Source organism: Dysgonomonas sp. ZJ279 (genome assembly GCF_011039205.1).
In the GTDB taxonomy this organism is placed as follows: domain Bacteria; phylum Bacteroidota; class Bacteroidia; order Bacteroidales; family Dysgonomonadaceae; genus Dysgonomonas.
Map to the genome: position 1 here is coordinate 1 of NZ_JAAKEL010000030.1, position 25,388 is coordinate 25,388.

The 25,388-nt window shown below is 37.3% G+C and carries 22 protein-coding genes, 1 tRNA gene and 1 pseudogene; 11 read left to right on the plus strand and 13 right to left on the minus strand.

Features of this window, described 5'->3' with window-relative positions:
• Nucleotides 1-137: 137 nt before the first annotated feature.
• Both G7Y57_RS16730 and G7Y57_RS16735 read right to left on the minus strand, forming a co-directional pair.
• Nucleotides 138-572 (minus strand): hypothetical protein, encoded by a 435-nt coding sequence (locus G7Y57_RS16730; RefSeq protein WP_165026842.1) that lies wholly within the window; start codon nucleotides 570-572, stop codon nucleotides 138-140.
• Between the two features lie 39 nt (nucleotides 573-611).
• The gene (locus G7Y57_RS16735; RefSeq protein ID WP_165026844.1) at nucleotides 612-1,490 is read right to left on the minus strand and encodes a HEPN domain-containing protein; all 879 of its coding nucleotides are present in this window, start codon (nucleotides 1,488-1,490) and stop codon (nucleotides 612-614) included.
• Between the two features lie 244 nt (nucleotides 1,491-1,734).
• Between G7Y57_RS16735 and G7Y57_RS16740 the strand changes: the two genes are divergently transcribed.
• Nucleotides 1,735-2,106: a hypothetical protein gene (locus tag G7Y57_RS16740; protein ID WP_165026846.1), complete on the plus strand. Its 372-nt coding sequence runs from the start codon at nucleotides 1,735-1,737 to the stop codon at nucleotides 2,104-2,106.
• Nucleotides 2,107-2,255: 149 nt separating this feature from the next.
• Here G7Y57_RS16740 and G7Y57_RS16745 read toward each other — a convergent pair.
• From G7Y57_RS16745 to G7Y57_RS16775, 7 genes are all read right to left on the minus strand, one after another.
• A tRNA-Ser gene (locus G7Y57_RS16745) sits at nucleotides 2,256-2,342 on the minus strand.
• Between the two features lie 80 nt (nucleotides 2,343-2,422).
• Nucleotides 2,423-3,430, minus strand: a complete 1,008-nt coding sequence (locus tag G7Y57_RS16750; protein ID WP_165026856.1) for an aspartate-semialdehyde dehydrogenase — start codon at nucleotides 3,428-3,430, stop codon at nucleotides 2,423-2,425.
• A gap of 119 nt (nucleotides 3,431-3,549) precedes the next feature.
• A complete protein-coding gene (gene rlmD / locus G7Y57_RS16755; protein WP_165026857.1) occupies nucleotides 3,550-4,965 on the minus strand; it encodes a 23S rRNA (uracil(1939)-C(5))-methyltransferase RlmD in 1,416 nt (471 codons plus the stop codon).
• A 105-nt stretch (nucleotides 4,966-5,070) separates the two neighbouring features.
• Nucleotides 5,071-5,667 carry a hypothetical protein gene (locus tag G7Y57_RS16760; RefSeq protein WP_165026859.1) on the minus strand — a complete coding sequence of 199 codons (597 nt, stop codon included), beginning with the start codon at nucleotides 5,665-5,667 and terminating at the stop codon, nucleotides 5,071-5,073.
• Between the two features lie 18 nt (nucleotides 5,668-5,685).
• Nucleotides 5,686-6,174 carry an RNA polymerase sigma factor gene (locus G7Y57_RS16765; protein WP_165026861.1) on the minus strand — a complete coding sequence of 163 codons (489 nt, stop codon included), beginning with the start codon at nucleotides 6,172-6,174 and terminating at the stop codon, nucleotides 5,686-5,688.
• A 147-nt stretch (nucleotides 6,175-6,321) separates the two neighbouring features.
• The gene (locus tag G7Y57_RS16770) at nucleotides 6,322-7,803 is read right to left on the minus strand and encodes a peptide MFS transporter (protein ID WP_165026863.1); all 1,482 of its coding nucleotides are present in this window, start codon (nucleotides 7,801-7,803) and stop codon (nucleotides 6,322-6,324) included.
• An 83-nt stretch (nucleotides 7,804-7,886) separates the two neighbouring features.
• Nucleotides 7,887-9,035, minus strand: coding sequence for a sensor histidine kinase (locus G7Y57_RS16775; RefSeq protein ID WP_165026865.1), 1,149 nt, complete (start codon nucleotides 9,033-9,035; stop codon nucleotides 7,887-7,889).
• A gap of 289 nt (nucleotides 9,036-9,324) precedes the next feature.
• Between G7Y57_RS16775 and G7Y57_RS16780 the strand changes: the two genes are divergently transcribed.
• Nucleotides 9,325-10,245, plus strand: coding sequence for a TIGR01212 family radical SAM protein (locus G7Y57_RS16780; protein WP_165026868.1), 921 nt, complete (start codon nucleotides 9,325-9,327; stop codon nucleotides 10,243-10,245).
• 1 nt (nucleotide 10,246) lies between these two features.
• On the opposite strand, the gene G7Y57_RS16785 is transcribed toward G7Y57_RS16780, so the two are convergent.
• Both G7Y57_RS16785 and coaBC read right to left on the minus strand, forming a co-directional pair.
• The gene (locus tag G7Y57_RS16785; RefSeq protein WP_165026870.1) at nucleotides 10,247-14,152 is read right to left on the minus strand and encodes a DUF748 domain-containing protein; all 3,906 of its coding nucleotides are present in this window, start codon (nucleotides 14,150-14,152) and stop codon (nucleotides 10,247-10,249) included.
• A 67-nt stretch (nucleotides 14,153-14,219) separates the two neighbouring features.
• Complete coding sequence (coaBC, locus tag G7Y57_RS16790; RefSeq protein WP_165026872.1) at nucleotides 14,220-15,413, minus strand: bifunctional phosphopantothenoylcysteine decarboxylase/phosphopantothenate--cysteine ligase CoaBC; 1,194 nt, start codon at nucleotides 15,411-15,413, stop codon at nucleotides 14,220-14,222.
• A 401-nt stretch (nucleotides 15,414-15,814) separates the two neighbouring features.
• Here coaBC and G7Y57_RS16795 point away from each other — a divergent pair, with 401 nt between their 5' ends.
• The 9 genes from G7Y57_RS16795 (at nucleotide 15,815) to thrC (ending at nucleotide 24,355) form a co-directional block, all read left to right on the plus strand.
• Nucleotides 15,815-17,323 carry a peptide MFS transporter gene (locus G7Y57_RS16795; protein ID WP_165026875.1) on the plus strand — a complete coding sequence of 503 codons (1,509 nt, stop codon included), beginning with the start codon at nucleotides 15,815-15,817 and terminating at the stop codon, nucleotides 17,321-17,323.
• Nucleotides 17,324-17,345: 22 nt separating this feature from the next.
• Nucleotides 17,346-18,797 (plus strand): peptide MFS transporter, encoded by a 1,452-nt coding sequence (locus G7Y57_RS16800; protein WP_165026877.1) that lies wholly within the window; start codon nucleotides 17,346-17,348, stop codon nucleotides 18,795-18,797.
• A 12-nt stretch (nucleotides 18,798-18,809) separates the two neighbouring features.
• Nucleotides 18,810-19,301: a DNA-deoxyinosine glycosylase gene (locus tag G7Y57_RS16805; RefSeq protein ID WP_165026880.1), complete on the plus strand. Its 492-nt coding sequence runs from the start codon at nucleotides 18,810-18,812 to the stop codon at nucleotides 19,299-19,301.
• 74 nt (nucleotides 19,302-19,375) lie between these two features.
• Nucleotides 19,376-20,839 (plus strand): RNA polymerase factor sigma-54, encoded by a 1,464-nt coding sequence (gene rpoN / locus G7Y57_RS16810; RefSeq protein WP_165026882.1) that lies wholly within the window; start codon nucleotides 19,376-19,378, stop codon nucleotides 20,837-20,839.
• Entirely contained in the window at nucleotides 20,836-21,483 is a 648-nt protein-coding gene (locus G7Y57_RS16815) for a phosphatase PAP2 family protein (protein WP_165026885.1), read from the plus strand. The genes rpoN and G7Y57_RS16815 overlap by 4 nt, the downstream gene beginning before the upstream one ends.
• Nucleotides 21,484-21,503: 20 nt before the next feature.
• Nucleotides 21,504-21,884 (plus strand): glycine cleavage system protein GcvH, encoded by a 381-nt coding sequence (gene gcvH, locus G7Y57_RS16820; RefSeq protein WP_165026887.1) that lies wholly within the window; start codon nucleotides 21,504-21,506, stop codon nucleotides 21,882-21,884.
• Nucleotides 21,885-21,887: 3 nt separating this feature from the next.
• The gene (gene purE, locus G7Y57_RS16825; protein WP_165026889.1) at nucleotides 21,888-22,394 is read left to right on the plus strand and encodes a 5-(carboxyamino)imidazole ribonucleotide mutase; all 507 of its coding nucleotides are present in this window, start codon (nucleotides 21,888-21,890) and stop codon (nucleotides 22,392-22,394) included.
• Between the two features lie 28 nt (nucleotides 22,395-22,422).
• Complete coding sequence (locus G7Y57_RS16830; protein ID WP_165026892.1) at nucleotides 22,423-23,028, plus strand: SIS domain-containing protein; 606 nt, start codon at nucleotides 22,423-22,425, stop codon at nucleotides 23,026-23,028.
• Nucleotides 23,029-23,056: 28 nt separating this feature from the next.
• Entirely contained in the window at nucleotides 23,057-24,355 is a 1,299-nt protein-coding gene (thrC, locus tag G7Y57_RS16835) for a threonine synthase (RefSeq protein ID WP_165026893.1), read from the plus strand.
• An 86-nt stretch (nucleotides 24,356-24,441) separates the two neighbouring features.
• On the opposite strand, the gene argB is transcribed toward thrC, so the two are convergent.
• The gene (gene argB / locus G7Y57_RS16840; protein WP_165026896.1) at nucleotides 24,442-25,209 is read right to left on the minus strand and encodes an acetylglutamate kinase; all 768 of its coding nucleotides are present in this window, start codon (nucleotides 25,207-25,209) and stop codon (nucleotides 24,442-24,444) included.
• A gap of 36 nt (nucleotides 25,210-25,245) precedes the next feature.
• Nucleotides 25,246-25,388, minus strand: a pseudogene (locus G7Y57_RS18075) (IS5/IS1182 family transposase); the annotation flags it as partial.

The window sequence follows — 25,388 nt, forward strand, 5'->3', positions numbered from 1 at the left end:
ATTTTACCCTCTGTGTTAGTGTTTCATACACAAAGGAATTTATAATGTTAATATTTGTTAGTAAAATGCAGGGCTTTATTAGAAGCTCTAGCGGATTTTACTTAACCGGTGGTATACTTTTCAATTATTTTAGTGGACTACTTTTCAATTATATTATACAGTTTAAGATTATAAGAATAGTTGATAAATTGCTTCATATAATACATTAATACAGGATTACCTTCATCCTCATTGAGGAGAATCTGATAAGGATAATTAAATGCAATTAATCTAGCATCATTCGATTGTTCGGGCAAAGGTCTGACCTCTGCATAACTCGGAAATGAATTAAAATTGTAGAAATTAGATACAACCTCTCCGTTAAAAGCATGACGACCAGATATTTCCATTAAAATATTGTCCGATTTAATCCCATCGTTATTCATATCAATTGGTACAGACGACTCAATAGAAGTAATCTTATAATGACCTGCAAATTCATCAATAACTACTTGATCTTTATTATCATCACTACAAGAAATAAAGAATGCAGCAAATAAAATAATTACAAATGAGAATTTTATAGTTTTCATAGATTTTGATATTTATGTATTGTTAGAATATCTATTTTTTCATTTCATTCCCCCATACTCCCTAATCTTATCCTCACAAATCTCCTTTACAATATCCCGCAATAATTCAACTTTAGGAATTAGAGCATCAATATCTTCTTTAGTCACCAGAAAATTCGGATTATATCTAGCTTCGACATAAGCATCTTTTAGCAAAGTGAACAGCCGTTTTTCTTCGGCAGTGTGTCGGGGAAAAACTTGTAACAACTTACCCGAATGCCTTTTTACGGATGAAGATAGCTTTGCCAAATTATGTTGTTTGTTGCTCCTTAAAGTAAAGGATAAGCGAATTGCATAGTAGTAATTTTCACAAGCTTGATGAAGATTGAATGAAGCCATCGCATATTCATTTTTATCATACATGAATACAGCTTGTTCTAGAAATAAATTCCCTCGATGAAACTTCTCGTCAAAATACTCATGAGCCTGTTTTTGTATTTCATCAAAGTTCAGCTTTCTTCTTCGGGCTAATTTATACTTACCGCTGTCGTAAAGGACTATACCTTCCTGCTTGATTTGGGTATGAAAATACCTGCCTTCTTCGAGAGCTTTATTTAAGATTTTAATATCGTCATTGATAAACTGTACGGGGGTTTGATGGTCGGGGTCTTTGTAGTAGAGATCATCTATATTATCGAGTAAATTCCCGGCTTTTTTATCGCTCATGCCACTTGTGATAACATAAATATCATAGTCCGACATAAACGAAGTAGGAATACCAAATTCGACCCGCTCGTCATATTCTACATATTTACCTGTAGCATAACTTCCGTATAAGATAATCATTTCCGTTTGCGGAATCCGTTTGTTGATCTCTTTTACAAGGAAATATAAATCTTCCTGTTTACGCTTGGGTAAGTATGTGATTGACTTCTTCATCCTATTAATATTTTACAACTTCAAAGATATAAACAAAAAGGTCTGTGACCTTAAAGATATGAAAAAAGAAAAAATAGCTGTTAACATTTTAGATGAAATTGTATATTTGCATTTACATCCTGTTTTTATACACATTGTTAGTCCGTACAAAGTGAATAAGATAGAGAAGACAGGCATATAAATAATTCATTTCTATTATTTTATATCAGCTTGATTAAACAATCAGGCTTAAAAACGGACATATATGACTATAGAAAACTTTATAGAATTAATCGGATATGCTTGTTCTGCACTACAACTTTCGCATGCCGACATACAAACCGAGTATTCAGATTATCCTATCTGTATAATAAATTATGTTGAGAAAGGAATCAATGATAAGAATATCGAAATAAGATTTGATGGACACAGTGCCTCGCTTTCGGCTTTATTCAACGATAAAGATGTATGCGATTTTGTAATTTTACATCCCGATAAGATTGAGAATATAGATCAGATCCTTTCATATCTATCTGAAAATTACAAATATGACTTTCTGAAAAGTTGTTGGATAATATCCAATTACAAAATTGGATTAGACGAGATGGAAGGAGGGATCGTTTTCAAATTTTGTTGACATAAGTTTCTATCACCCTCTTAAGTATAGATTACTACCTAGATACATATTGATATATTCATTCGGACAAAAAAGAAGGACTAAAACGAGATTTCATTCTCTATTTTAGTCCTTTTGTCTTGTATCCAACTGATTATTAGTTGACTTTGCGGAAGCGGGGGGATTCGAACCCCCGGTACAGTTACCCGTACGTCAGTTTAGCAAACTGGTGGTTTCAGCCACTCACCCACACTTCCAAGACCACAAAAAAGCATCATTTTGCTCAATTGCGATGCAAATATAATCGTTTGTTTTGATTATACAAACAGTTTACGCCTTAAATAGCTTTTTCTTTAATCAAATACTCGGCTATCTGTACTGCATTAAGGGCTGCACCCTTCTTTATCTGATCTGCAACTACCCAGAACGTCAAGCCATTCGGGTTAGAAATATCTTCGCGAACACGACCTACATATACGGGGTCTTTTCCTTCTACAAAAAGGGGCATCGGATATTCTTTTTTCGACGGCTCATCTTGCAAAACAATACCTTCTGCTTTTGCAAAAGCTTCGCGGGCTTCCTGCGGAGAGACAGGTCTTTCTGTTTCTACCCAGATAGCTTCGGAATGCGAACGCAAAACCGGTACCCGGATACATGTTGCACTCACTTCGATATCCGAATGCATTATTTTTTGAGTCTCGTGATACATTTTCAATTCCTCTTTTGTATATCCGTTATCGGTAAATACATCGATCTGAGGGATCAGGTTATATGCTAACTGATAAGCAAACTTATCTACTGTCGCTTCATCTTTATTCGCCAATTGCTTAAACTGGCTGATCAGTTCGTCCATAGCAACAGCACCGGCTCCCGATGCAGCCTGATAAGTAGCCACATGAGCACGTTTGATATGAGAGATTTTCTCTATCACGTCCATAGCTACAACCATTTGTATGGTCGAGCAATTTGGGTTTGCTATAATTCCTTTCGGACGAATCTTCCCATCCTCGCCGTTTACTTCGGGCACAACCAACGGCACGTCCTTATCCATACGGAAAGCACTCGAATTGTCTATCATTATTGTGCCATGCTTGGTAATAGTAGAAGCAAACTCAACAGAAGTACTTCCACCTGCCGACGTAAAGGCAATATGTATTCCTTTAAAATCGTCGTTGTGCTTGAGTTCCTTTACTGTATATTGCTTACCACGAAAGTCGTAAGTTTTACCTGCACTACGGGCAGATCCAAATAATACCAGTTCCTCAATCGGGAAATTACGCTCATCTAAGACACGAAGAAATTCTTGTCCTACAGCTCCACTCACACCAACAATAGCAATTTTCATTTTCTAAATTAATATAGAGTAATATGTTTATAATAAAATAACGCTGCCAATCGAAAGAAAAGCAGCGCTTGCAAAGATATAAATTTATCAGCTATCTAGCATTCTTTCAATTCAATTTGTTACTTTTTCACAAGTAAAACAACATTTTCGACATGGTGCGTATGCGGAAACATATCCACAGGCTGCACCTTCTCTACTTTGTACTTCGCATCCAATAGCGATAAATCGCGAGCCTGTGTCGCCGGATTACAGCTCACATAAACAATACGGTCGGGTTCTGCAAACAGAATAACATTCACCACATCATCGTGCATACCGGCACGGGGAGGATCGGTGATGATCACATCGGGGCGACCGTGCTCGTTGATGAAGTCCTGAGTAAGAATATCTTTCATATCTCCTGCATAGAAGAGCGTATTATCGATATTATTGTTCTCCGAATTTACTTTTGCATCTTCGATCGCATCTGCAACATACTCAATGCCTACTACTTTCTTAGCCTGACGAGCTACGAAATTGGCAATAGTACCTGTTCCTGTATAAAGATCATATACAAGTTCATTGCCTGTCAAGCCGGCAAAGTCTCTCGTTATCTTATATAGATTGTATGCCTGTTCACTATTTGTCTGATAGAAAGATTTTGGCCCGATCTTGAACTTAAGACCTTCCATCTCTTCGTATATATGATCGTTACCTCTCCAAGTCAGCACCTCCTGATCGGTAATCGTATCGTTGGCCTTCTGATTGATGATATATAACAACGATGTTATTTGTGTGAACTGGTCGGCAATCGCTTTAAGCAAATCTTCGCGTTGGTCTTTATCGTCATCATAAAACACAACAATAAGCATCAGTTCGCCTGTTGTAGATGTGCGTATAACAATATTACGCATCAATCCGCCTCTATTGCGCAGATCGAAGAATGTATAACCTTTATCGTAGCAATACTGACGAATAAAATTGCGTATATCGTTCGACACGTTATCTTGTAACCAGCACTTATTAATATCCAATACTTTATCGAAAGCTCCGGGAATATGAAACCCTAAAGCATTCATATTCATATCCGCAAAATCGCCAGCAGTACGAAGCTGCTCTAAAGTCAGCCATTTCTTATTGGAGAAAGTGAATTCCAGTTTATTGCGATAGAATTGTGTCTTTTCCGAACCTAGTATGGGCATTATCTCGGGCAATTCGACCTTACCTATACGTGTAAGGTTGTCAGTCACCTGCTTTTGCTTAAATTTCAATTGTTCTTCATAAGGAAGTATCTGCCATTTGCATCCGCCACAAGTACCGAAATGTTCGCAAAAAGCATCGACACGCATATCCGAATATTTCTCGAAACGAAGTACCTTGCCTTCTGCATAATTCTTTTTCCTGCGATTCAGTTGCAAATCGACAATATCGCCGGGCACGACAAAAGGAACAAAAATGACCATATTGTCCATCTTTGCTATTGCCTTCCCTTCTCCGGCTATATCTATTATTTCTACATTTTCTACAATCGGATTATCTTTTTTCTTCCGTGCCATTGATATTTCTTTAGTTTTTTAGATGGTGCAAAGATAATTAAAAAAGATACTGCTGAATGCATAAAGATTCAACAGTATCTAAACTATAAATATTGTAGACGATTCTTAGTCCTTTTCTTCTTCCAATTCTTTCAATTCATCAAGGCTTTTGAGTATCGATTCGATATTTGCTTTGTATATTTTTTTATACTGCCAAACAGTCATTACGCAGGCTCCAACGAATATACAGATCATCGCCACCCACCTCCACGCATCTAATCCATGAGGGAAGGTTATTGCAGTTTCCAAAATATATCCGAGAACGAAAAACAAAGCTATTATATTGAACGATTTTTCCTTCTTCAAGTATATCCTATAACGCTGTATAATATTGATGTTATAACTCAACGGCTTTCCGAAATCTACTTTCAGTAGCCTATACATTTTCCAAAGTTGCGAACAGACTGCTACAGTCAGAAAAACCAACAGACTATACACAAATATACTTTGAATCGTATTAAACTCATTTGTTGAAAATTGATATATAAAAACAGGATATACGAGTAGTGTAAGTACAGAGCCAAACAGTTCAAAATTGGTCAATTTGCTCAATGCCTTATTCGTTTTATTATTCAACATTTCTTTTATTATATTCTCTTTCAATACTTCCTGCTTTTTCAACCGTTCGTCCAACGACAACCAACTATTTTTCAACTCATCCATTTCCATAATTTCAATACATTAAAGATTCGACATTTGTTTCAGTTTTTCTTTGGATCGTTTGAGCTTTGTGGCCACATTACTTACTGTCAATCCTGTTATATCTGCTATTTCCTGATATGATTTTTCTTCGAGATAAAGTAAGATGATTGCTTTCTCCATTGTTTTTAATTGATGAATAAGACGATACATCTCTTTTATTTGCTCACTCATATCCTCGGGGGCAGGCAATGATTCGTATAGAGCCGAGGCAGACATTCCTTTAGGCTGACGGGTTTCTTTTCTCAATCCCGAAACACATGTATTCAATGCTATTCTGTATATCCATGTAGATATAGTACACTCGTTTCTGAACTTGGGAAAAGCCGTCCATAAATTACATACCGTTTCCTGATACAAATCTGACAGGGGTAATTCATCCGAAAAATAAAAGGAACATACTTTATAAATAATCCGCTCATTTTTGCGAATTATCTCTATAAACCTATTCTCTAAATCAATCTTATCCATCAATCTTATCCATCAATCAATCTTTTATATATTAGTCGTCAAGAATAAATTAAAATGACATCGCAGATGAAATTATTTTTCTGATAAAAATAAAAGACCTCAGATTTAATGATAAATCTGAGGTCTATATATCGATATTATTAGATATTATGCATGCGTCATTTTCTTTGCATCCAATCGTTTTATAACCTGCCCGTATATAATAAGTGCAAGAGCCGAGACAAGCCCTATACCAATAAACACAAACCATAAATAATGAGCGTGTTCTGTTGCAGCAGCATAATCTGTTCCTATCGGAAGTTTTTTAGGATCGGGACAGAATGTTTCCAAAAGAAATCCCGAAATACCAAAAGCAATCAATGAAGACACAAACGAGTGCAAGTGGCTGAATCCAAGATAAAGCCCTTCTTCTCCTTTTGGCGATTGTAAAGAGAAATACTCTAAGAATCGAGGTGATATAAAACACTCGGCCAACGCTTGAAGCCCAATACCAATAATCATCATAAAAGTGATTGGATGCATACCAAGTATCTCGCCAACACCTTCATTTGTCAACATATTACCTCCTGCCATAACAAGAGCGGAAATAGGTATAATAAACATCCCGACAGTAATAGAAGACAGCGCCGAACGTTTCTTCATTATTGTAGTAACGAGATTCACCAATAAGAATACGACTAACGGATTCACATTGGCGATCCACCCCGGATAAGCACCTTCTCCCACCATACGGATCACATATTTGGGCATAGAAGCGTACATTTGCTGCTGAACAGTCCAAAACCCACTGGTGATAAGAATTAAAGCAACAAGACGACCATTGCAACAAACTTTTACCAAAGCGTTCCATATTTCGGAAAAAGTTTTCCCTTGCCCGGCTGTTTTAGATGACTGATATAAGAAATAAACCACAACTAAAGCAATCAAAGTCATCGATGCTGAAAAATAATTGAGATAAACTAAACCCTGATCACCAATGCTTCTACGAAGTGGATCTACAACCGTTTTACCTGTAAACGCACCAATATTTACCATCATATAGAAGATGGCAAATCCTCTGGCTCTGGTTTCGGAAGTTGTTTCCTTGGCTACAGTTCCCGAAATTACAGATTTTATAAAAGCACCGCCGACTACGATGAATAAAAGAATAGGAATAACAGTCCAACGTTGCGCACTGGTTTCGAGTCCGGTAAAAATAGTATGTTTACCAAAATCACCTACTCCTATTGATTTGAAAAATGCTCTGAATGTCGCCTCTATACTACGGAGATCAATCTCCGTAAGATCTGTATTCAGGCCAACGGCATTACCAGCTCCATATTCGACAAGTCCTGCACTTTGGAGTAAAGTCGGAATAAATCCCAACCCGAAATAACCAATGGTTAGAAGACCAAAGGCAATCATTATAGCTTTACGAAAACCAATTTTATCGGCATAAGCACCAACAAAAGTAGGTAAGAAGTATAATAGAGCAGAAAAAGTACCGGCTATTATACCGGCCTCGATATCAGAGAAGCTCCATACATTAGATAGATACAAGGTCAACGAAATAAATATGGCATAGTATGCCAGTCGCTCTAGTAACTCAACGGAGTTAGCGACCCAAAACGCTTTTGAAAATTTAACCATTTAAAGGGATATTTTATTGATTTTATAATATTCTAGTCGCAAAAATAAGAAAATAATCAGGTTAAGCATTGTATTAGCAGAACTTAATCAACCTTTTTCAGTTCGATGCAAAATGTAGTCCCAACATTTATATCCGACGATTTCACATACACTTTCCCTTTGTGATACGATTCAATAATGCGTTTGGCTAGAGACAGACCGAGTCCCCATCCTCTTGCTTTTGTAGTATATCCGGGATTAAATATTGCCTGGAATTTTGATTTTGGAATCCCCTTGCCTGTATCGCTAATATCAAGGCAAATGATACCCCCTTTGTCGAATAGCGTAAATGTTATACGCCCAATCCCTTCCATTGCATCGACAGCATTTTTCGTAAGGTTTTCTATTACCCAACTGAAGAGGGATTCACTAATATTAGCATATAAAGGCGTGGAAGGTATATCGAGTTCGAATATCACTTTCTTAGATATTCTTTTTTGAAGATAGGTTATCGTTTGGCGGATAAGTTCGTTTACTTCCTTTCGTTCCAAGACGGGTGCTGAACCTATTTTGGAGAAGCGGTCGGTAATCATCTGCAATCTATTTACATCCTTCTCCATATCGGTCACAATAGAGGGATCAACGTCTTTCATTCGCAGATATTCTGTCCATGCCATCAACGATGAAATAGGTGTTCCCAACTGATGAGCAGTCTCTTTAGACAAACCAACCCACAATCGATCTTGCTCCATACGCTTGGTACTCATTATAGCAAGTAGGGAGGTGATTACAAAGATGGTCAATACCGCCAACTGAATGTATGGAAAAATCTGCAAACGCTTAAGTGTATAAGAATCATCGTAATAGACATACTGATCAAAATCTTCGACATCTATTACTATGGGCTCGTGCTTCTTCTCGAATGCAGCAACTTTCTCTTTTAAAAACTCCTGCTGATCTTCGTCAGGCAATTCGATGTTGGTCGAAATATAAAAATTCTCTTTCTTATCGTACAGAATGGCAGGGATCGTTGTATTACTTGCCTGAATCTGAACGATAAGATTCATACTTATATTATTATCACTACTTACAAATTCTTTTGTCGCCTCTGCCCAAACTGTAATTTTATTGGCTTCTTCGCGAGATAAATCTTTCACCAGATAGTGAGACACGATCAAAGAACCGAAAGCTATGACCATAGCTACGATTACAAAAAGATATCTGAAAAAAAGTTTATACTCGAAGATTTTCATTCGATAAAGATAGAAGTTTCTTTTATTAGAAAACGTCAGGAGTTATAAATTCGTATTTAGCTAAGCATCATTTGCTCTATATTGATCTGTTTATCAGACTGAGATACAAAGCATCTCTCCATGGAATGCACTCAGGAGACCCTCACTACGTATCGGGATGACAAATTCAACTAAATATTTTATTGTTTATTTTCTAATCTCGACTCACGTTATTTAATATTAATAACAAAATAAAAATATTTATAAGAATCCGAATTCTTACCTTTGTCGCTCAACTAAAGAGAGATAAATGCAAATCAAACCATATAAAGAATTTGGGGAACTTCTTACTAAACATTTCCCCCACAAAGTACAAAAAGTATCCATAAATGCAGGGTTTACCTGCCCTAACCGCGACGGCTCGAAAGCGGTAGGGGGATGCACCTATTGCAACAATCAGAGTTTCAGCCCGGGATATGGAGGAAAACAGCGATCGGTAAGCGATCAGTTGAAAGACGGAATAGCCTTCTTCTCTTACAAGTATCCTGAGATGAAATATCTTGCCTATTTTCAATCATATACCAACACATACGATAGCACTGATAAATTGATCGAACTATATGAAGAAGCCTTAGCCTATCCGAACGTAGTTGGCCTGATAATAGGCACGCGCCCCGATTGTATGCCGGATGAATTACTCAACTATTTTGAAGAGTTAAACAAACGCACTTTTCTGATGATAGAGTATGGTTTAGAATCGACTTTAGATTCTACACTCGAATTTATTAACAGAGGACACTCCCACGCCGAGAGTGTGGAAGCTATAAAGAAAACTGCAGCGCGTGGTATTTCTACCGGAGCACATTTAATACTCGGATTGCCACATGAGAGTAAAGAACAGATATTAGCTCATGCCGACGAAATTTCCAAATTGCCTCTCACTACAGTAAAACTTCATCAATTACAATTGATCAGGGGAACTGTTATGGCAAAGCAACATAGAGAGCATCCCGAGTGGTTCAATTTATTTAAAGTAGAGGATTATATCGACCTATGCATTGGCTTTGCGGAAAGGTTAAACCCTGACTTCGTTATCGAACGCTTCGTTTCGCAATCACCTAAACAGTTGCTTATAGCACCGGATTGGGGTCTGAAAAACTTTGAATTTACGGCTATGGTGTTGAAACGCTTCGCTGACCGCAATACATGGCAGGGAAAACTTTACAAGTAAATTATTGTCCTTTACTATCGTCATCCTGCTTTTCGGTCTGATTCTTTTTCTTCTTCCCGAAGCTGAAAAAGTTCTTGATACCAGAAAAGACTTTCGATACTTTCTTAACAAATTTCTGTTTACCCTGAGATACACCGACTGACTCGACCACAGGTGGCTGTAATATCTGCCACAGGTAGTTGAATGTAGAATGATAAGGATCGCGTACTATGGTAATATGGGGTTGGCGCGGCTTACGACCTTCTTTATCGGGGTTGTTGGTCTTCAATGCTTTATTTGCAAGATATGTGTAAACCTTTTGCTGCTCCTTTGTTTCCAGATCTTTAAAGACTGTAATATTCAAATCGTTATACAAGAACAGCATATCGACAGTTGCGCCTTTGCTTGAAGCATGCGTTTCGAAAGTGAGATCGTTCAGCATACCACTTGTCACTTCGGCTGTAGCCATAGGTGTTATTAACTGGTTCATATCTCGAAGATCGAAATTTTTAAGATGAGCATTTAGAATAAAATTATCGTTATGCTCATCAACAGGCAGCATCCATGTTGCTGTGAAATGACCTGTTCCCATTAATTTACCGTCTGCATTCAGTTTTATAAACTGATTAGGGCGCGACACTATATTTGTAAATTCGGTAAACCTCCCATTCATTTCTGTAAAGAATATCTTACCTGATTGCTTGCTATTTTTAGGCAGTTCTTCATAAACCACAGAAAAATTATGCACGTCCAGATTGTCTACCGAAAGTTTGAGCGGTGCTTTTTGCAATCCCTCGTATATCATCGGCATTATATTGTGCTGTATTTCTATCTGCTGGTTCTTGAAGTTTTCGAGAATAACATCGTTAACCTGAACATCTTTTATGATTAGCTTCTTTTCTGATAAATATGTTGGTAAATCAATATCCGAAATTAATATATTACCAACCGAAAGATTGAACCAGTCTTTATGACGAGGATGCTTATATGCAAATTCAGTTTTAGAATAAGCCGGTATCATATACAAACCATCAAGGGTCAAACTGTTCTTCTTTTTACTTAAATCTATCTCTCCCACCTCGATTGTATAAAAGCCATTCATAATAGGGAAACGAATATCCTTCGTATTGAATGACACATCATCTAGGGCTATTGTTTTTTTATTTGCATCTAACGAAAAGCCTTCAACATTGAGATTCGTTTCATTTATCTTTTGTTTCCTTGTATTTTGCCCTTCCAAATTGGAAGTATAGTTTATACTGGCACCGGTAATATCGAACTTATTTACTGATACATTTTTCGCATAAGAACCGATAAGATCATAAATATCTTTTTTCGATAGTGAATCAGCGGCCTGCATAACAGTATCCTTTTGGTTATGTATCTGATGATAATCAATTTTGGGATTCTTTATATTTACTCCGTTCAAAACAAACGACGAATTATTTCCCTTAGGTGACCATTGCATTGTACCGATCGCTATTTGTTCCGACTTCATACCTACCAGAACATCAGGCTGTGTAAGGCTAAAATCAATATCTGTAATGTCAAATTTACCGATACCAATAACACTACCTAATAAGGCGGAAATATCACTCATATCTGTTGCCTTATTTCCACTATCGGCTTTCTTCGATGAATTGTACTTCGAATAAATGATCCGGGGTGCATCCAGTAAAATTTCACCAATATTACTCTTGTCATTCCCACTCCAAACTATCGTTTTTAATAATAAACTATTAAACTGTAAAGTCAAACTATCTTTCGATGATCGATCCAGATAACTAATATCAGCATCATTTAAATTCAGATTCCCTATATTTAAGTTTTTCAGGAAAGAGCTTATATCATTAGGCGAAGCTTTATTACCAGCCTTTGCTTCACCGGCAGCAATCTTAACAATATCGACTTTAGGTGAATGCAAATTAAACGAAGTAATATCAATCGATTTTGTTTTGGGATTATATATACCTCCCTTTCCTTCTATCAAAGGTGTTTCGAAACTTAGATATGTTCCGCTATGCTTATTTTTAAGTTGATCTTGAGGTATTATTTTTACATTTTGCAAACGCAATCCATCACCCATAGTTGAAAAACCGCCTCTTGCTATTTGTAAGCGATAATCTTTTCCCGGCAAATAATTATCAAAATTTCTAAAACTTAAGCCAAAACCATCATACGTAAAAAGGGAACTCGACGCTTTACGCGTATCGTCATTTATAAGAAAGTTGGTCACAAACGCATTTAGATTTCTCAACCGATAGTTAGCCCCTGTGATTTTGTCATTGTATGCCAGATCAGCATTTAGGAGGCTAATCCTCTTAATAGAAAAGAAGTTTAGAAAGGGTGAAATAAGATCGAAGACATTATTCTTATCATCCGATAGATCTGGTTTAGAAGATTCTGTTTTGGGTCTCTTTACCTTAAAATAGTTAATATACGGGTTGCTTATTTTTAAAACATCCGCTTCTATACCCTTGTCTACGACAAGTTCTTCGAGAGCTATCAGTTTTATAGAACCGGACATATAATCCTGTCGGGTATGGGTAGAGATCGGAGACACTTTTATATCTTCTACACGCAAAAACCGCTGCATTGCATCCAGATTTATATGGGCAATACTTATATTATGATTTTTATCGGTCAAAGCTCCGTTTATTCCTCTGGCATCTAAGGAAAAATTCTCGGAATGCCAATACCTGTTCCTCACATCTGCCAGCGAATCGATAAGGAAATTACCAGCATGAATATTGAGTTCCTCAAGTGTATATATGTTCTTAAAATCACCTGCTGTTTGCGTATATTTAAACTTAGCTCGTTCTATTCCGATATTCTGTATAGCTACGCTATGTAAAATCGGTGAAATAATTCGATGAAGCGATAAGGATTGTATTATAGTATCTGATTTTTGTTTTTTACTCGGTGCTGCCGAATCTATTTTAGTCGTAAAATACTCTATATCAGAAGCAATAATATCGAAAGTTCGGGCATCAAAATAATTTAAACCTTCTATACGGCTAAATTTAGCACCTTTCATATCCACAGCTTTCAACTTAGCATCTATATACGTATCGGGCATCTGATGTATCTCTTGCCATAAAGTATCGCGGGGTTCCAGACTTACATTTTTTATCTGAATAATAGAATCGATTGTATTTAGGCGTATAGTATCCGCCGTGAGTAGGAGTTGGCTCGTATTTAATATAACCTGTGGTTTTTCTACCGAAAATTCAAAATCGTCGAAATAAAGCAACTTACCATTCTTTGAAGAATTTTCATCCAATCGAAATTGATACGCATAGAAATTTATTCCGCTGAGGGCATAAATAGATGGAGCAATAGGGTCTTCGATGATATAACTTACACTGGCATTCTCCATATTCATCTTTTTGACACTTATCGCATCAAAATAAGGGGATGCCATCTCGTACAAGGTCTTCGATTCTACATATTTAATTTTCTTCTTGAAACGATCGGAACTATATGCATCAAAAACTTCTACATTGGGAGACTGTATTTCAAATAAATCAAAATTTAGCTTTTGGTAATTAAATCTCCAAGTCAGATTTACCCCCTTAAACTCAATTGATTTTACATGTATCTTAAAGTATGTATTAGGTAAACTATCTTTAGCCGCCCATTCGTCAAAAATAAGTGAGTCTGGGATAACTTCTATATTGCGGATGGATAATTCGCCATTGAAAAGGCCAACGGATAAACTATCAAAAGAAATTTTGTAAAAACCATCGGTAGCATCAGATACTGCTTCACTTAATTTTTCATTCAGATATGATTCGAGACGTTGTGTCAAGTACCAGTTGGCAGCAAAACCTATAATAATAAGTGCTACAAATGAGAGAAAAACATATGTAAGTATTTTCTTCGCTTTATTATTCATCAGCTTTTGTATCCTTGTAATGTCTTTCATTCAACAATTCGGAGCTGCTATTTGTTTATAAAGCAGTTACAGACTATAAAATAGTTTACATTGCAAGTTAAGCTAAAGTTTCTGTGATAATATCAGATGCGACTTCTTTTTTCGATTTTAAACCAAAATCTTTCCGATCGCCATTTCTACTCAGAATAGATATCTTATTTGTATCATATTGAAAACCAGCACCAGAATCATTTAGAGAATTAAGTACAATAAAATCGAGATTCTTCTTCTCTATTTTTTTCAGTGCGTTTTGTGTTTCATCTTTAGTCTCTAAAGCAAACCCGATCAATCGCTGACCGTCTTTCTTCATTTCACCCAGAGAGGCAGCAATATCTTTATTGGGAACAAGTAGAAGGTTAAGTTCCTCGCCATTACGTTTCATTTTCTCCGAAGCCTGCTCTTTGGGTCTGTAATCTGCCACTGCAGCACAGAGTATGGCGGCATCCATATTAGGAAATACATTTACAGAAGCATTATACATTTCTTCTGCAGACTCAACATTTACTCTGGTAATATTAGGATGATCGGTTTTTAAAGATACCGGACCGGCAACAAGTATTACCTCAGCACCACGACCAGCACATTCTTCGGCTAATGCGAAACCCATTTTACCCGATGAATAATTTCCTATAAAACGAACAGGATCCAGCTTTTCATAAGTTGGTCCAGCCGTTATCAGTATTTTTTTTTTTGAAAGAGATTCTTGTTTTTCAAAAAATTCTTCAACGAATGCGGTTATTTTTTCAGGTTCTTCCATTCGACCTTTACCTATAAGGTGACTGGCCAATTCTCCGGCAGCTGGTTCTATAATAATATTCCCATACGAACGAAGGATTTCTATATTTCGGGTAGTAGACGGGTGAGCAAACATATCCAAATCCATAGCAGGAGCTATAACGACAGGAGCTTTCATCGAAAGATAAGTTGTGATAAGCATATTGTCGGCTATACCATTAGCCATCTTACCTAAAGTAGAAGCTGTAGCAGGGGCTATGATCATCAGATCTGCCCAAAGTCCTAAATCGACATGACTATGCCATGTACCGTCATTGGCAGTAAAAAACTCACTTACCACCGCTTTTCCTGTAAGCGCAGAAAGAGTTACAGGCGTAATAAATTCTTTTCCGGCAGGTGTAATTACGATTTGCACCTCAGCACCTGCTTTTATTAATAAACGAGTTAATGAGGCCGCTTTATAAGCAGCAATACTACCTGTAATACCAAGTACTATATGTTTACCTTTAAGTGTCATAATCCGCTATTCTGTTAATCTTTTGACAAAGATACATGCAATAAAAATTTATAGCTCACGAAACTGATATAAAAATTTCATAAAAAGACTTCACCTTTCATTATTCAAACAGAAGTCGTCTCAACTTTTCTTTCAACCACAGAGTAAAAGGAGTTTCACAGAGTTGTTTTAAGTTTCCGTACTAAAATAAATCATATTTTGATGATAAAATAGTCTGTTTTGCAATAATTATTGACTCCGTGATACTCTGTGCGACTCCGTGGTCGAAAGTCAAGACGAACTCGTAGCCGATTTAACGGGATAATCATCGTGATTTCAATTAATTTTCTATATTTTTGCCACGTTAACAGAGCAGCATAATGCATCCGGCTCCTAATAATGACTTAATTAAAGCATCAAAGATGGCATCCTCGCAACAACCTGAGACAGAATTAACGCTAGAAGAGATTCACAATTTTAAAGGGAAATATCCCAAACAACTATGGTACTTATTTACAGTAGAAATGTGGGAACGCTTTTGTTTCTACGGGATGCGGGGAATACTGGTTCTTTTCATGGTAAGCGAATTTGCAGACACCATGACCCGTGTAGATGCAAATCTTAAATACGGAGCCATACAAGCTTTTGTATATGCATTTACATTTATCGGAGGTATTTTTGCCGATAAAATATTAGGATTTAAAAAATCCCTTACCTTCGGCGCCATAATGATGATACTCGGCAACTTGCTGATAGCCGTCTCCCCTCACGATTTCTTCTTCCTCGGTATTGCATTAACGATCATAGGTACCGGATTCTTCAAACCCAATATATCGTCTATGGTAGGTGAACTATATGCTGAAGGCGATCCACGACGCGATGCAGGATTCAGCATGTTCTATTCAGGTATAAATATTGGAGCACTGTGTGGCGGGGCATTATGCGTTTGGCTAGGCAAAGAGCATGGATGGAGTTACGCTTTTATTGCGGCCGCTAGTGTAATGCTATTAGGACTAATCATCTTCACCTTTACTAAAAAACACTTGGGACCAATCGGAAACAGCCCTCTTAAACATTTAACTGCATCTAAAAGAACCGTCAGAGAGATCGCAGTATATATAGGTGCTCTAATAACAATTCCGCTCATATTCTTAATGATAAAGAACACAGAATACACCGATATGTTTATGTATATCATAGGCCCTTTAGCTTTACTGTATTTCTTCTATCAGTTCTTCAAAATAAAAGATACTAAGGCGCGCAAAAAGATGATTGCCGCTCTCATATTAATTTCCTTCTCTATCGTATTCTTTGCATTTTTTGAGCAAGCAGGTGGTTCTCTATCGCTATTCGCTGCTGACAATATCAAACACGAATTGCTATTCTTCTCTATAGATCCTAATATTGTCAATAATAGCTCCAACTCATTATTTGTTATCATATTCAGCCCCATAATAGGACTTATATGGCTAGCTTTAGCTAAAAGGAAACTGGAACCAAGTACTGTCGTAAAATTCGGTATGGGTTTTGTATTCTTAGCTGGAGCATATTACATATTTTTTACCGAAAGATTATTCGCTGACGGTGACGGAATGACTTCCCTTAATATATTTGCCGCCGCTTATCTGGTTATGACTCTTGGTGAGTTATGCCTATCACCGATAGGATTATCGATGATTACAAAACTTTCGCCTCACCACTTGGCAGGGATGATGATGGGATTATGGTTCTTAGCTAGTGCTTACGGACAATATCTGGCAGGACTAATTGGTGCAGGAATGTCATTACCTAGTGCAGCAGCAACCAAGATGGAACGATTAATGGCATATACCGAGGGCTATCATCAATTAGCAATATATGCAATCATCATGGCGGCAGTAGTATTTATTCTGTCCCCGATAATCAGAAAACTAATGCAAGAAGTAAAATAAAAACCGTTATAAACTAATCGCTATGGTAGAAGAGCTTGAATTAAATCAGCCTACCCCGTTAGATTCGGGAAATGACACAAAAAAGAAAGGACATCCAAAAGGATTATACTTATTATTCTTTACCGAGATGTGGGAACGCTTTTCTTATTATGGAATGCGTGCTATACTTGTTTTATACTTAACCAAATCTTATTTGGAGGGAGGACTTTCTATTGATAAACAGGATGCTAGTTTGATTTATGGTTTCTTTACAGGATTTGTATATCTCACTCCACTCATTGGTGGGTGGTTAGCTGATAAATATCTAGGACAGAGAAAAGCTGTTACCATTGGTGGTATGACTATGATGACAGGACAATTGATGCTTTTTGCCTTTAATACTCACATCGGATTATTTACGGGTTTATTTTTACTTATAATAGGTAATGGTTTTTTTAAACCCAATATATCAACCATGGTGGGAGGTCTTTATAAACAAGGCGATCCTAAGAGAGATTCAGCATTCTCTATTTTCTATATGGGGGTAAATTTGGGCGCACTAATTGCACCATTTATTATTGCCATTATTTCTGATAATTTGTTTGCAACTCGCGATTCATCAGGGGCAATTATTACTTATGGATACAAATATGGCTTCTTGGCAGCAGCGATAGGCATGTGTCTTGGACAAATATTATTTAGCAGTTTATCGAAAAAATATTTAGGAACTATTGGGATTGAACCAGCAGGGGGAAAGGTTGCAATAGAAAAAAGAAGCCAACAAGCTGCGGAGGAAGGTCAAGCCAATGGAACGGGGAAACTTACAAAGGCTGAAAAACAACGTATTACCGCTATTTTTATATTCGTATTTTTTGCAATCTTTTTTTGGGCTGGGTTTGAACAAGCTGGATCGTCGCTAACATTATATACAGACAGATATATTGATCGTGTTGTGTACCTGCCATTTTATGGGCAATATGAAATACCAACTCCTATATTTCAATCAGTAAATCCATTCTTTATTGTTTGCTTGGCTCCTCTATTTGCTTTATTCTGGAGTAGTAAGGTTGGTGCAAGAATACCGACACCAGTAAAAATGGGTTCCGGAATGGTCATATTAGGCATTGGCTTCTTTTTCATGTTGGGGGCAGTTGCTCAACGTGGAGGAGATATTCAGGATGTAACAGTAAAAGCTAGTTTATGGTGGTTGATTCTGACCTATATGGTTCATACAATGGGTGAATTATGCCTATCTCCTGTCGGATTATCCGTAGTGACGAAGTTGTCTCCTCCTAAATTAGCCTCGTTATTGATGGCTGTATGGACACTATCATCTTTTGTAGCAAATATATTAGGTGGATTCTTAGCATCGTCGGTGGAAGTTTTAGGTGCTGGTAAAATATTTCTGTATATATCTATATTTGTTATTATATGCGGATTATTACTAATCTGCCTAAACAAATTTGTACTCAAGCTAATGCATGGTGTGAGATAAGGCTTTATTCCGATGAGAAAGATTGCTTTCCCTCCGATAGTTGACAGTAATTCACAAATATTACTTTTGGGTACAATGCCTAGTGAAGAATCGTTGCGTAAACAGGAGTACTACGGGCATAAAAGCAATCAGTTCTGGAAAATACTATTTACTTTATTTGCTCAACCATTCTCCATAGACTATAAAGAAAGAGTCGCATTACTTATCGAGAATAGGATCGCATTGTGGGATGTACTATGCTCATGCGAAGGACAAGGCAGTGCTGATACTAGTATAAAGAATGGACAACCAAATAATTTTACGCTGTTCTTTTCTTCATATCCGCATATAACTCACGTATTTTTCACGAGCAAAAAGGCTGAAGAATTCTACAGAAAACACATTGGTTTTGATAACAACAAAGTATATTTAACACTCCCATCGCCTAGTCCGGCAAATGCAGGAACTCCACTAATCCAGAAAATTGAAAAATGGAAAGTTATTTTTAGTGTTTTAAAATCTTAAGTCTTTTCTTATTAGAATCTAGTTTCCAAAACAATTATTATCTTTGTCTAACAAGGAATTTATCAATATTCGTTATGGCTCTCAAACAACAGTTACAACTTAAGCAACAACAGAAGCTTTCGCCTTTGCAAATGCAGGTGATAAAGCTTACCGAACTGCCGACTATTGAATTGGAAGAGCGTGTAAAACAAGAACTTGAAGACAACCCTGCATTGGAAGAAGGCCTTGAAATAAACGATGATTCTTCAGATTTCGACAGTGATATTAATCAAGATGATGATACTAATATTTCTCAGGAAGATATTACCCTAGGGGATTATCTGAGCGAAGAAGACATTCCCGACTATCGCCTTCGTGATAATAACAAACAATCATCTACAGCCCGACAAGATGAAATACCGTTCTCTGTTGCAGCATCTCTCCATGAACATTTGATAGAACAACTCGGCGAGTGTGAATTAAACGAACGGGATCATACTATTGCCGAATATATTATAGGAAATATTGACGAAAGCGGGTATCTCGATCGTTCGTTATCTGCTATATCCGACGACCTTATTTTTCAACAAAATATAGATGTATCTATAGATAAGCTGAGAAGCATATTAGATATTATTCAGGATTTTGAACCGACTGGTATTGCAGCCTGTAATCTTCAAGAATGTCTTTTACTCCAATTGAAAAGAAAGAAACAATCAAAAGCTGTAAAACTGGCAACAGCCGTTATCTCAGATTATTTTGACGAGTTTTCGAAAAGACATTACGACAAAATAATGAAGCAACTTTCGATAGACAATAATATTCTAAAAGAAGTTATTCAAGAAATCACAACATTAAATCCTAAACCGGGAAATAACTGGGACGATTCTCTGGCTACGACTTTAAGTACTATTGTTCCCGATTTTATTGTAGAAGTATATAATGGAGAGTTATTTCTTAGTCTCAATAACCGAAATGTTCCCGACCTTAGAGTGAGCCGCGAATATTCTGACCTTTTCAAGGGCTATTCTGACAATAAAGAAAGTATGAACGCCGATACTAAAAATGCGGTTCTTTTCGTTAAACAAAAATTAGACTCTGCACGCTGGTTTATTGAAGCGATTAAACAACGACAAGAAACTTTGCAGCGAACTATGCAGGCTATTATCGATTTGCAATACGACTTTTTTCTGACAGGAGATGATGCTCAGTTGAAACCGATGATACTGAAAGATGTTGCAGAGCGTACAGGTTATGACATCTCTACTATATCGCGGGTAAGCAACAGTAAATATGTACAGACTAACTTTGCTATTTACCCACTTAAATATTTCTTTTCAGAATCGATGCAAACAGATACGGGAGAAGAGATATCTTCGCGGGAAGTAAAATCGATATTGAAAGAATGCATCGAAAACGAGGATAAGAAAAAACCGGTAACCGATGACAAATTATCAGAAATTTTAAAAGAAAAAGGATACATTATAGCGCGACGGACGGTAGCTAAATACAGAGAACAAATGAATATTCCTATCGCCCGATTAAGAAAAGAAATATGAGAAGAGAAAAAGAACCAGTATTAGCCCAAGCTATATCGATTATAGCCCATCCACTTTTTATGGCGACATACGGGGTTTGTTTCCTGTTTTTATGCACTAGTTTCGGTGCTCTGTTTGCCGGACAATCGGTCAAGTTTCTCTTACCTGTCTTTCTATTATCTTGTGTTGTTCCTGCTATTAGCATTTTCTTTATGAAGCAGGCAGGACTTGTTAAAGACTATGACCTTAGAGATAGACACGACAGACTCTTGCCCTTCTTGGTTTCGATTTTATCTCATGCCCTACTATTTTACTATTTCTTTAGGGCCGGCTTATACCCTTGGTTTATAGCGACTCTCGCTGCCCCGCTCATCTTATTGGTGATGGGAGCAATAATTACTTTATACTGGAAGATAAGTGCACACATGCTAGGCATCGGAGGATTGATCGGCAGCATCCTGTCAGTTTGCTACAATGTCAACCTTAGCAGACCAAACCTTTCCAATTTATTAATCATTTTGTTTATCTTAGCAGGGTGTTTGGGTGTATCACGACTAGTATTGAAACGTCATACACCAGCACAAGTATATGCCGGATTCTGTTTAGGCTTAGTTATCTCATATACATGCGTTTGGTTCGGTGCTAATTTGAAATATATTTTTTAATTAACTAAAATAATAAAGATATGAATTTTCCTGAAAATCTTAAGTATTCTAAAGATCACGAGTGGATTCGTGTAGAAGGCAACACTGCGTTTGTTGGTATTACAAGTTTCGCTCAAAGCGAATTAGGTGAAATCGTTTATGTAGATGTAACATCAGAAGGTGAAACATTTGCTAAAGATGATGTATTTGGAAGTATCGAAGCTGTGAAAACTGTTTCAGATCTTCTTATGCCCGCAGGAGGAAAAGTATTGGAAATAAATCCGGAACTGGAAGAAAAGCCAGAACTTGTAAATGAGGATTCTTACGGAAAAGGATGGATTATAAAAATAGAGCTAACTAATGCAGCAGAAGTAGACAGCCTACTATCGGCAGCAGATTACAAAAACTTAATAGGAAAATAATATATGAAACCGGTTGTAAGTATCATAATGGGAAGCACTTCGGACCTTCCGGTTATGGAAAAGGCGGCGAAGTTTTTCGATGAAATGGAAATTCCATTCGAAATACATGCTTTGTCTGCACATCGCACACCTGAACGTGTGGAAGCATTTACCAAGGGAGCTAAAGACAGAGGTATAAAAGTAATCATTGCGGCAGCGGGAATGGCAGCACACCTTCCGGGTGTTATTGCATCTATGACCTCAATCCCTGTGATCGGAGTGCCTATCGATGCATCGCTCGATGGTATGGACGCCTTACTAGCTATCGTACAAATGCCTCCGGGGATACCTGTGGCTACAGTGGGGATTAATGGCTCGCTCAACGCTGCGATACTTGCATTGCAAATGATAGCAACAGGTGATGCAGCGTTACACGATAAATTGATAATTTATAAAGAAAATCTTAAAAGTAAGATAGAAAAAGCGAATGAAGATTTGGCCAAAATACAATTCAAGTATAAAACAAACTAAACCTCATTCCAATAATTGAAAGCTACAAATGAATAGAGACGACATACGTTCTATCCTTGAACATGAAGCATCGGCGATACGTAACATTCCTATCTCCGATGCTTATTCGCATGCTATCGATCTGATAGTGGAACAGGTAAACCGAAAGAAAGGTAAACTTGTAACCAGTGGTATGGGGAAAGCCGGACAGATTGCACAGAATATAGCGACAACATTCAGTTCGACAGGTACACCATCCATTTTTCTGCACCCAAGCGAAGCTCAGCATGGCGATCTTGGCATATTGCAGGAAAATGACATTATGCTTGTTCTTTCCAACTCCGGAAAAACAAGGGAAATTATAGAGCTTATCGATTTAGGTAAAAACCTGATCACAGGTATTAAATTTATCGTAATAACAAGTGATCCTGAAAGTCCTTTGGCCCAAAAGGCTGATGTATGCCTACCCACAGGAAAACCGGAGGAGGTATGCTCACTTGGTCTTACGCCAACAACATCGACTACAGTAATGACTACTATTGGTGATATACTGGTTGTAGGAACTATGCAAGAAATAGGATTCACTCCTCAAGAATATGCTAAACGTCATCATGGCGGATACCTAGGGGATAAATCGAGAGGAATGAGTAAGTAATATTACTCACTAATACAGAAACATATTTATGAAATATTACAGCACCAACAAACAGGCATCTGAAGTCAATCTTCAAGAGGCTGTAGTGAAGGGATTGGCACCGGACAAAGGTCTATTTATGCCGGAAAAAATAAAAGTACTACCTCAATCATTCTACGAGAATATTGACAAATTAAGCTTTCAGGATATTGCTTATACAGTTGCAGATGCTTTCTTTGGCGAAGACATTGAAGCTGACACGCTCAAAAAAATCGTATACGATACGCTCAACTTCGAAACACCATTGGTACATGTAAATGATAATATTTATAGCTTAGAACTTTATCATGGTCCTACCCTCGCCTTCAAAGATGTCGGCGGACGTTTCATGGCTCGTTTGCTTGGGTACTTCATTCAGAAGCAAGGTCAAAAGGATGTGAAGGTGCTTGTTGCCACTTCGGGCGATACCGGAAGCGCTGTTGCCAACGGTTTTCTTGGAGTAGAAGGAATCCATGTATATGTACTTTATCCGAAAGGGAAAGTAAGCCATATTCAGGAATGTCAATTTACAACACTAGGGCAGAACATTACAGCAATCGAGGTAGATGGCACGTTCGACGATTGTCAGGCTATGGTTAAAACTGCATTTCTGGATGATGAATTAAACAAAAAATTGAATCTTACTTCTGCTAACTCCATTAATGTTGCTCGATTCCTGCCACAAGCATTCTATTATTTTAATGCCTACGCACAATTGAAGAAACAAGGCAAGGCTAAAGATGTCGTATTTTGTGTTCCAAGCGGAAACTTCGGAAATATAACAGCCGGACTTATCGCTAAGAAAATGGGACTACCTATCAAACGATTTATAGCCGCTAATAATAAGAATGATATCTTCCTGCAATATTTAAACACAGGTGTTTATACGCCACGCCCATCTACTCAGACCATAGCTAATGCAATGGATGTAGGTGATCCGAGCAATTTTGCACGGGTATTAGATTTATACAATCATTCTCATAATGCCATAACATCGGATATTACAGGCTATAGTTATACTGACGAAGATATCAGAAAGACACTGAAAGCAACCTACGAGAAAACAGGTTATCTGCTAGACCCACATGGAGCATGTGGCTATCAGGCTCTGATAGATGGCTTAAAAGAAAATGAAACGGGTGTATTCTTAGAGACAGCTCATCCTGCTAAATTTCTGGAAACAGTTGAATCTATTATAGATCAATCCGTAGAAATTCCCGAAAAGCTAAAAGCTTTCATGAAAGGCGAAAAGAAAAGTATTTCAATAGATAAGACTTTTGAAGAATTTAAAGCATTGCTTCTCAAATAATAAAATTGAGAAGAGGCTTAAAACAAAGAAGGTTACAGAATTAATTCTGTAACCTTCTTTGTTATTATATCATTATTCAGATAACCTTACACGACAACCGTACCCAAGTTTTGTCCTATCTCTGATGCACTAGTGATTATAACTTCTTTCACACCGGCTTCTATCGAAGCAAAAGAGTTTTCCAGTTTCGGAATCATTCCGCCTTGAATAACTTTTTCTTTAACCAATCGTTCAAAATCTGCTTTATTTAAACGAGGAATAACACTATTATCGTCATTCTCATCCATCAGCACACCTCTTTTTTCAAAGCAATAAACCAGACTTACATCAAACGATTTGGCAAGCGCTTTTGCTGTTTCTCCGGCTATCGTATCGGCATTGGTATTAAGCATATGCCCTTCTTTGTCGTGTGTGAGTGGAGCTAATACGGGTACAACGCCTTGAGATATAAGAGATACGAGGAAATCGACATTCACTTCTTTCACATCACCAACAAATCCGTAGTCAACATCTTTCACAGGGCGCTTTTCGGAACGAATAAGATTCATATCAGCTCCCGTCAAACCTAAAGCGTTCACACCTTGAGCTTGCAATCCTGCAACTATATTTTTATTTACCAGCCCGCCATAGACCATTGTCACTACCTTCAAAGTCTCCTCATCTGTTATGCGCCGCCCATTCACCATGTGGCTTTCGATACCTAAACGCTCAGCTAACTTTGTAGCCGAACGGCCACCACCATGCACCAAGAGTGTATAGCCTTCTATTTGTGAGAAGTCTTTCAATAATTGTTTCAGCGAGTCTGCTTCTTCAACAATCTTGCCACCAACTTTTATAATTGTCAATTTTTCCATACATAATCAAATAATGATGCAAAGATAATTAAGAAGTCATCTAGACTTTTTATTTTTGTAAATTTTCTTTAAAAATATCGTTATAAAAGCGATATAATTGAAAGCCTTCCAACTCGACACTGTTGTTTCAAAGCGATTAAGCAATGTCCTGTATGAATCCATCCAGGCATTCGTTCTTT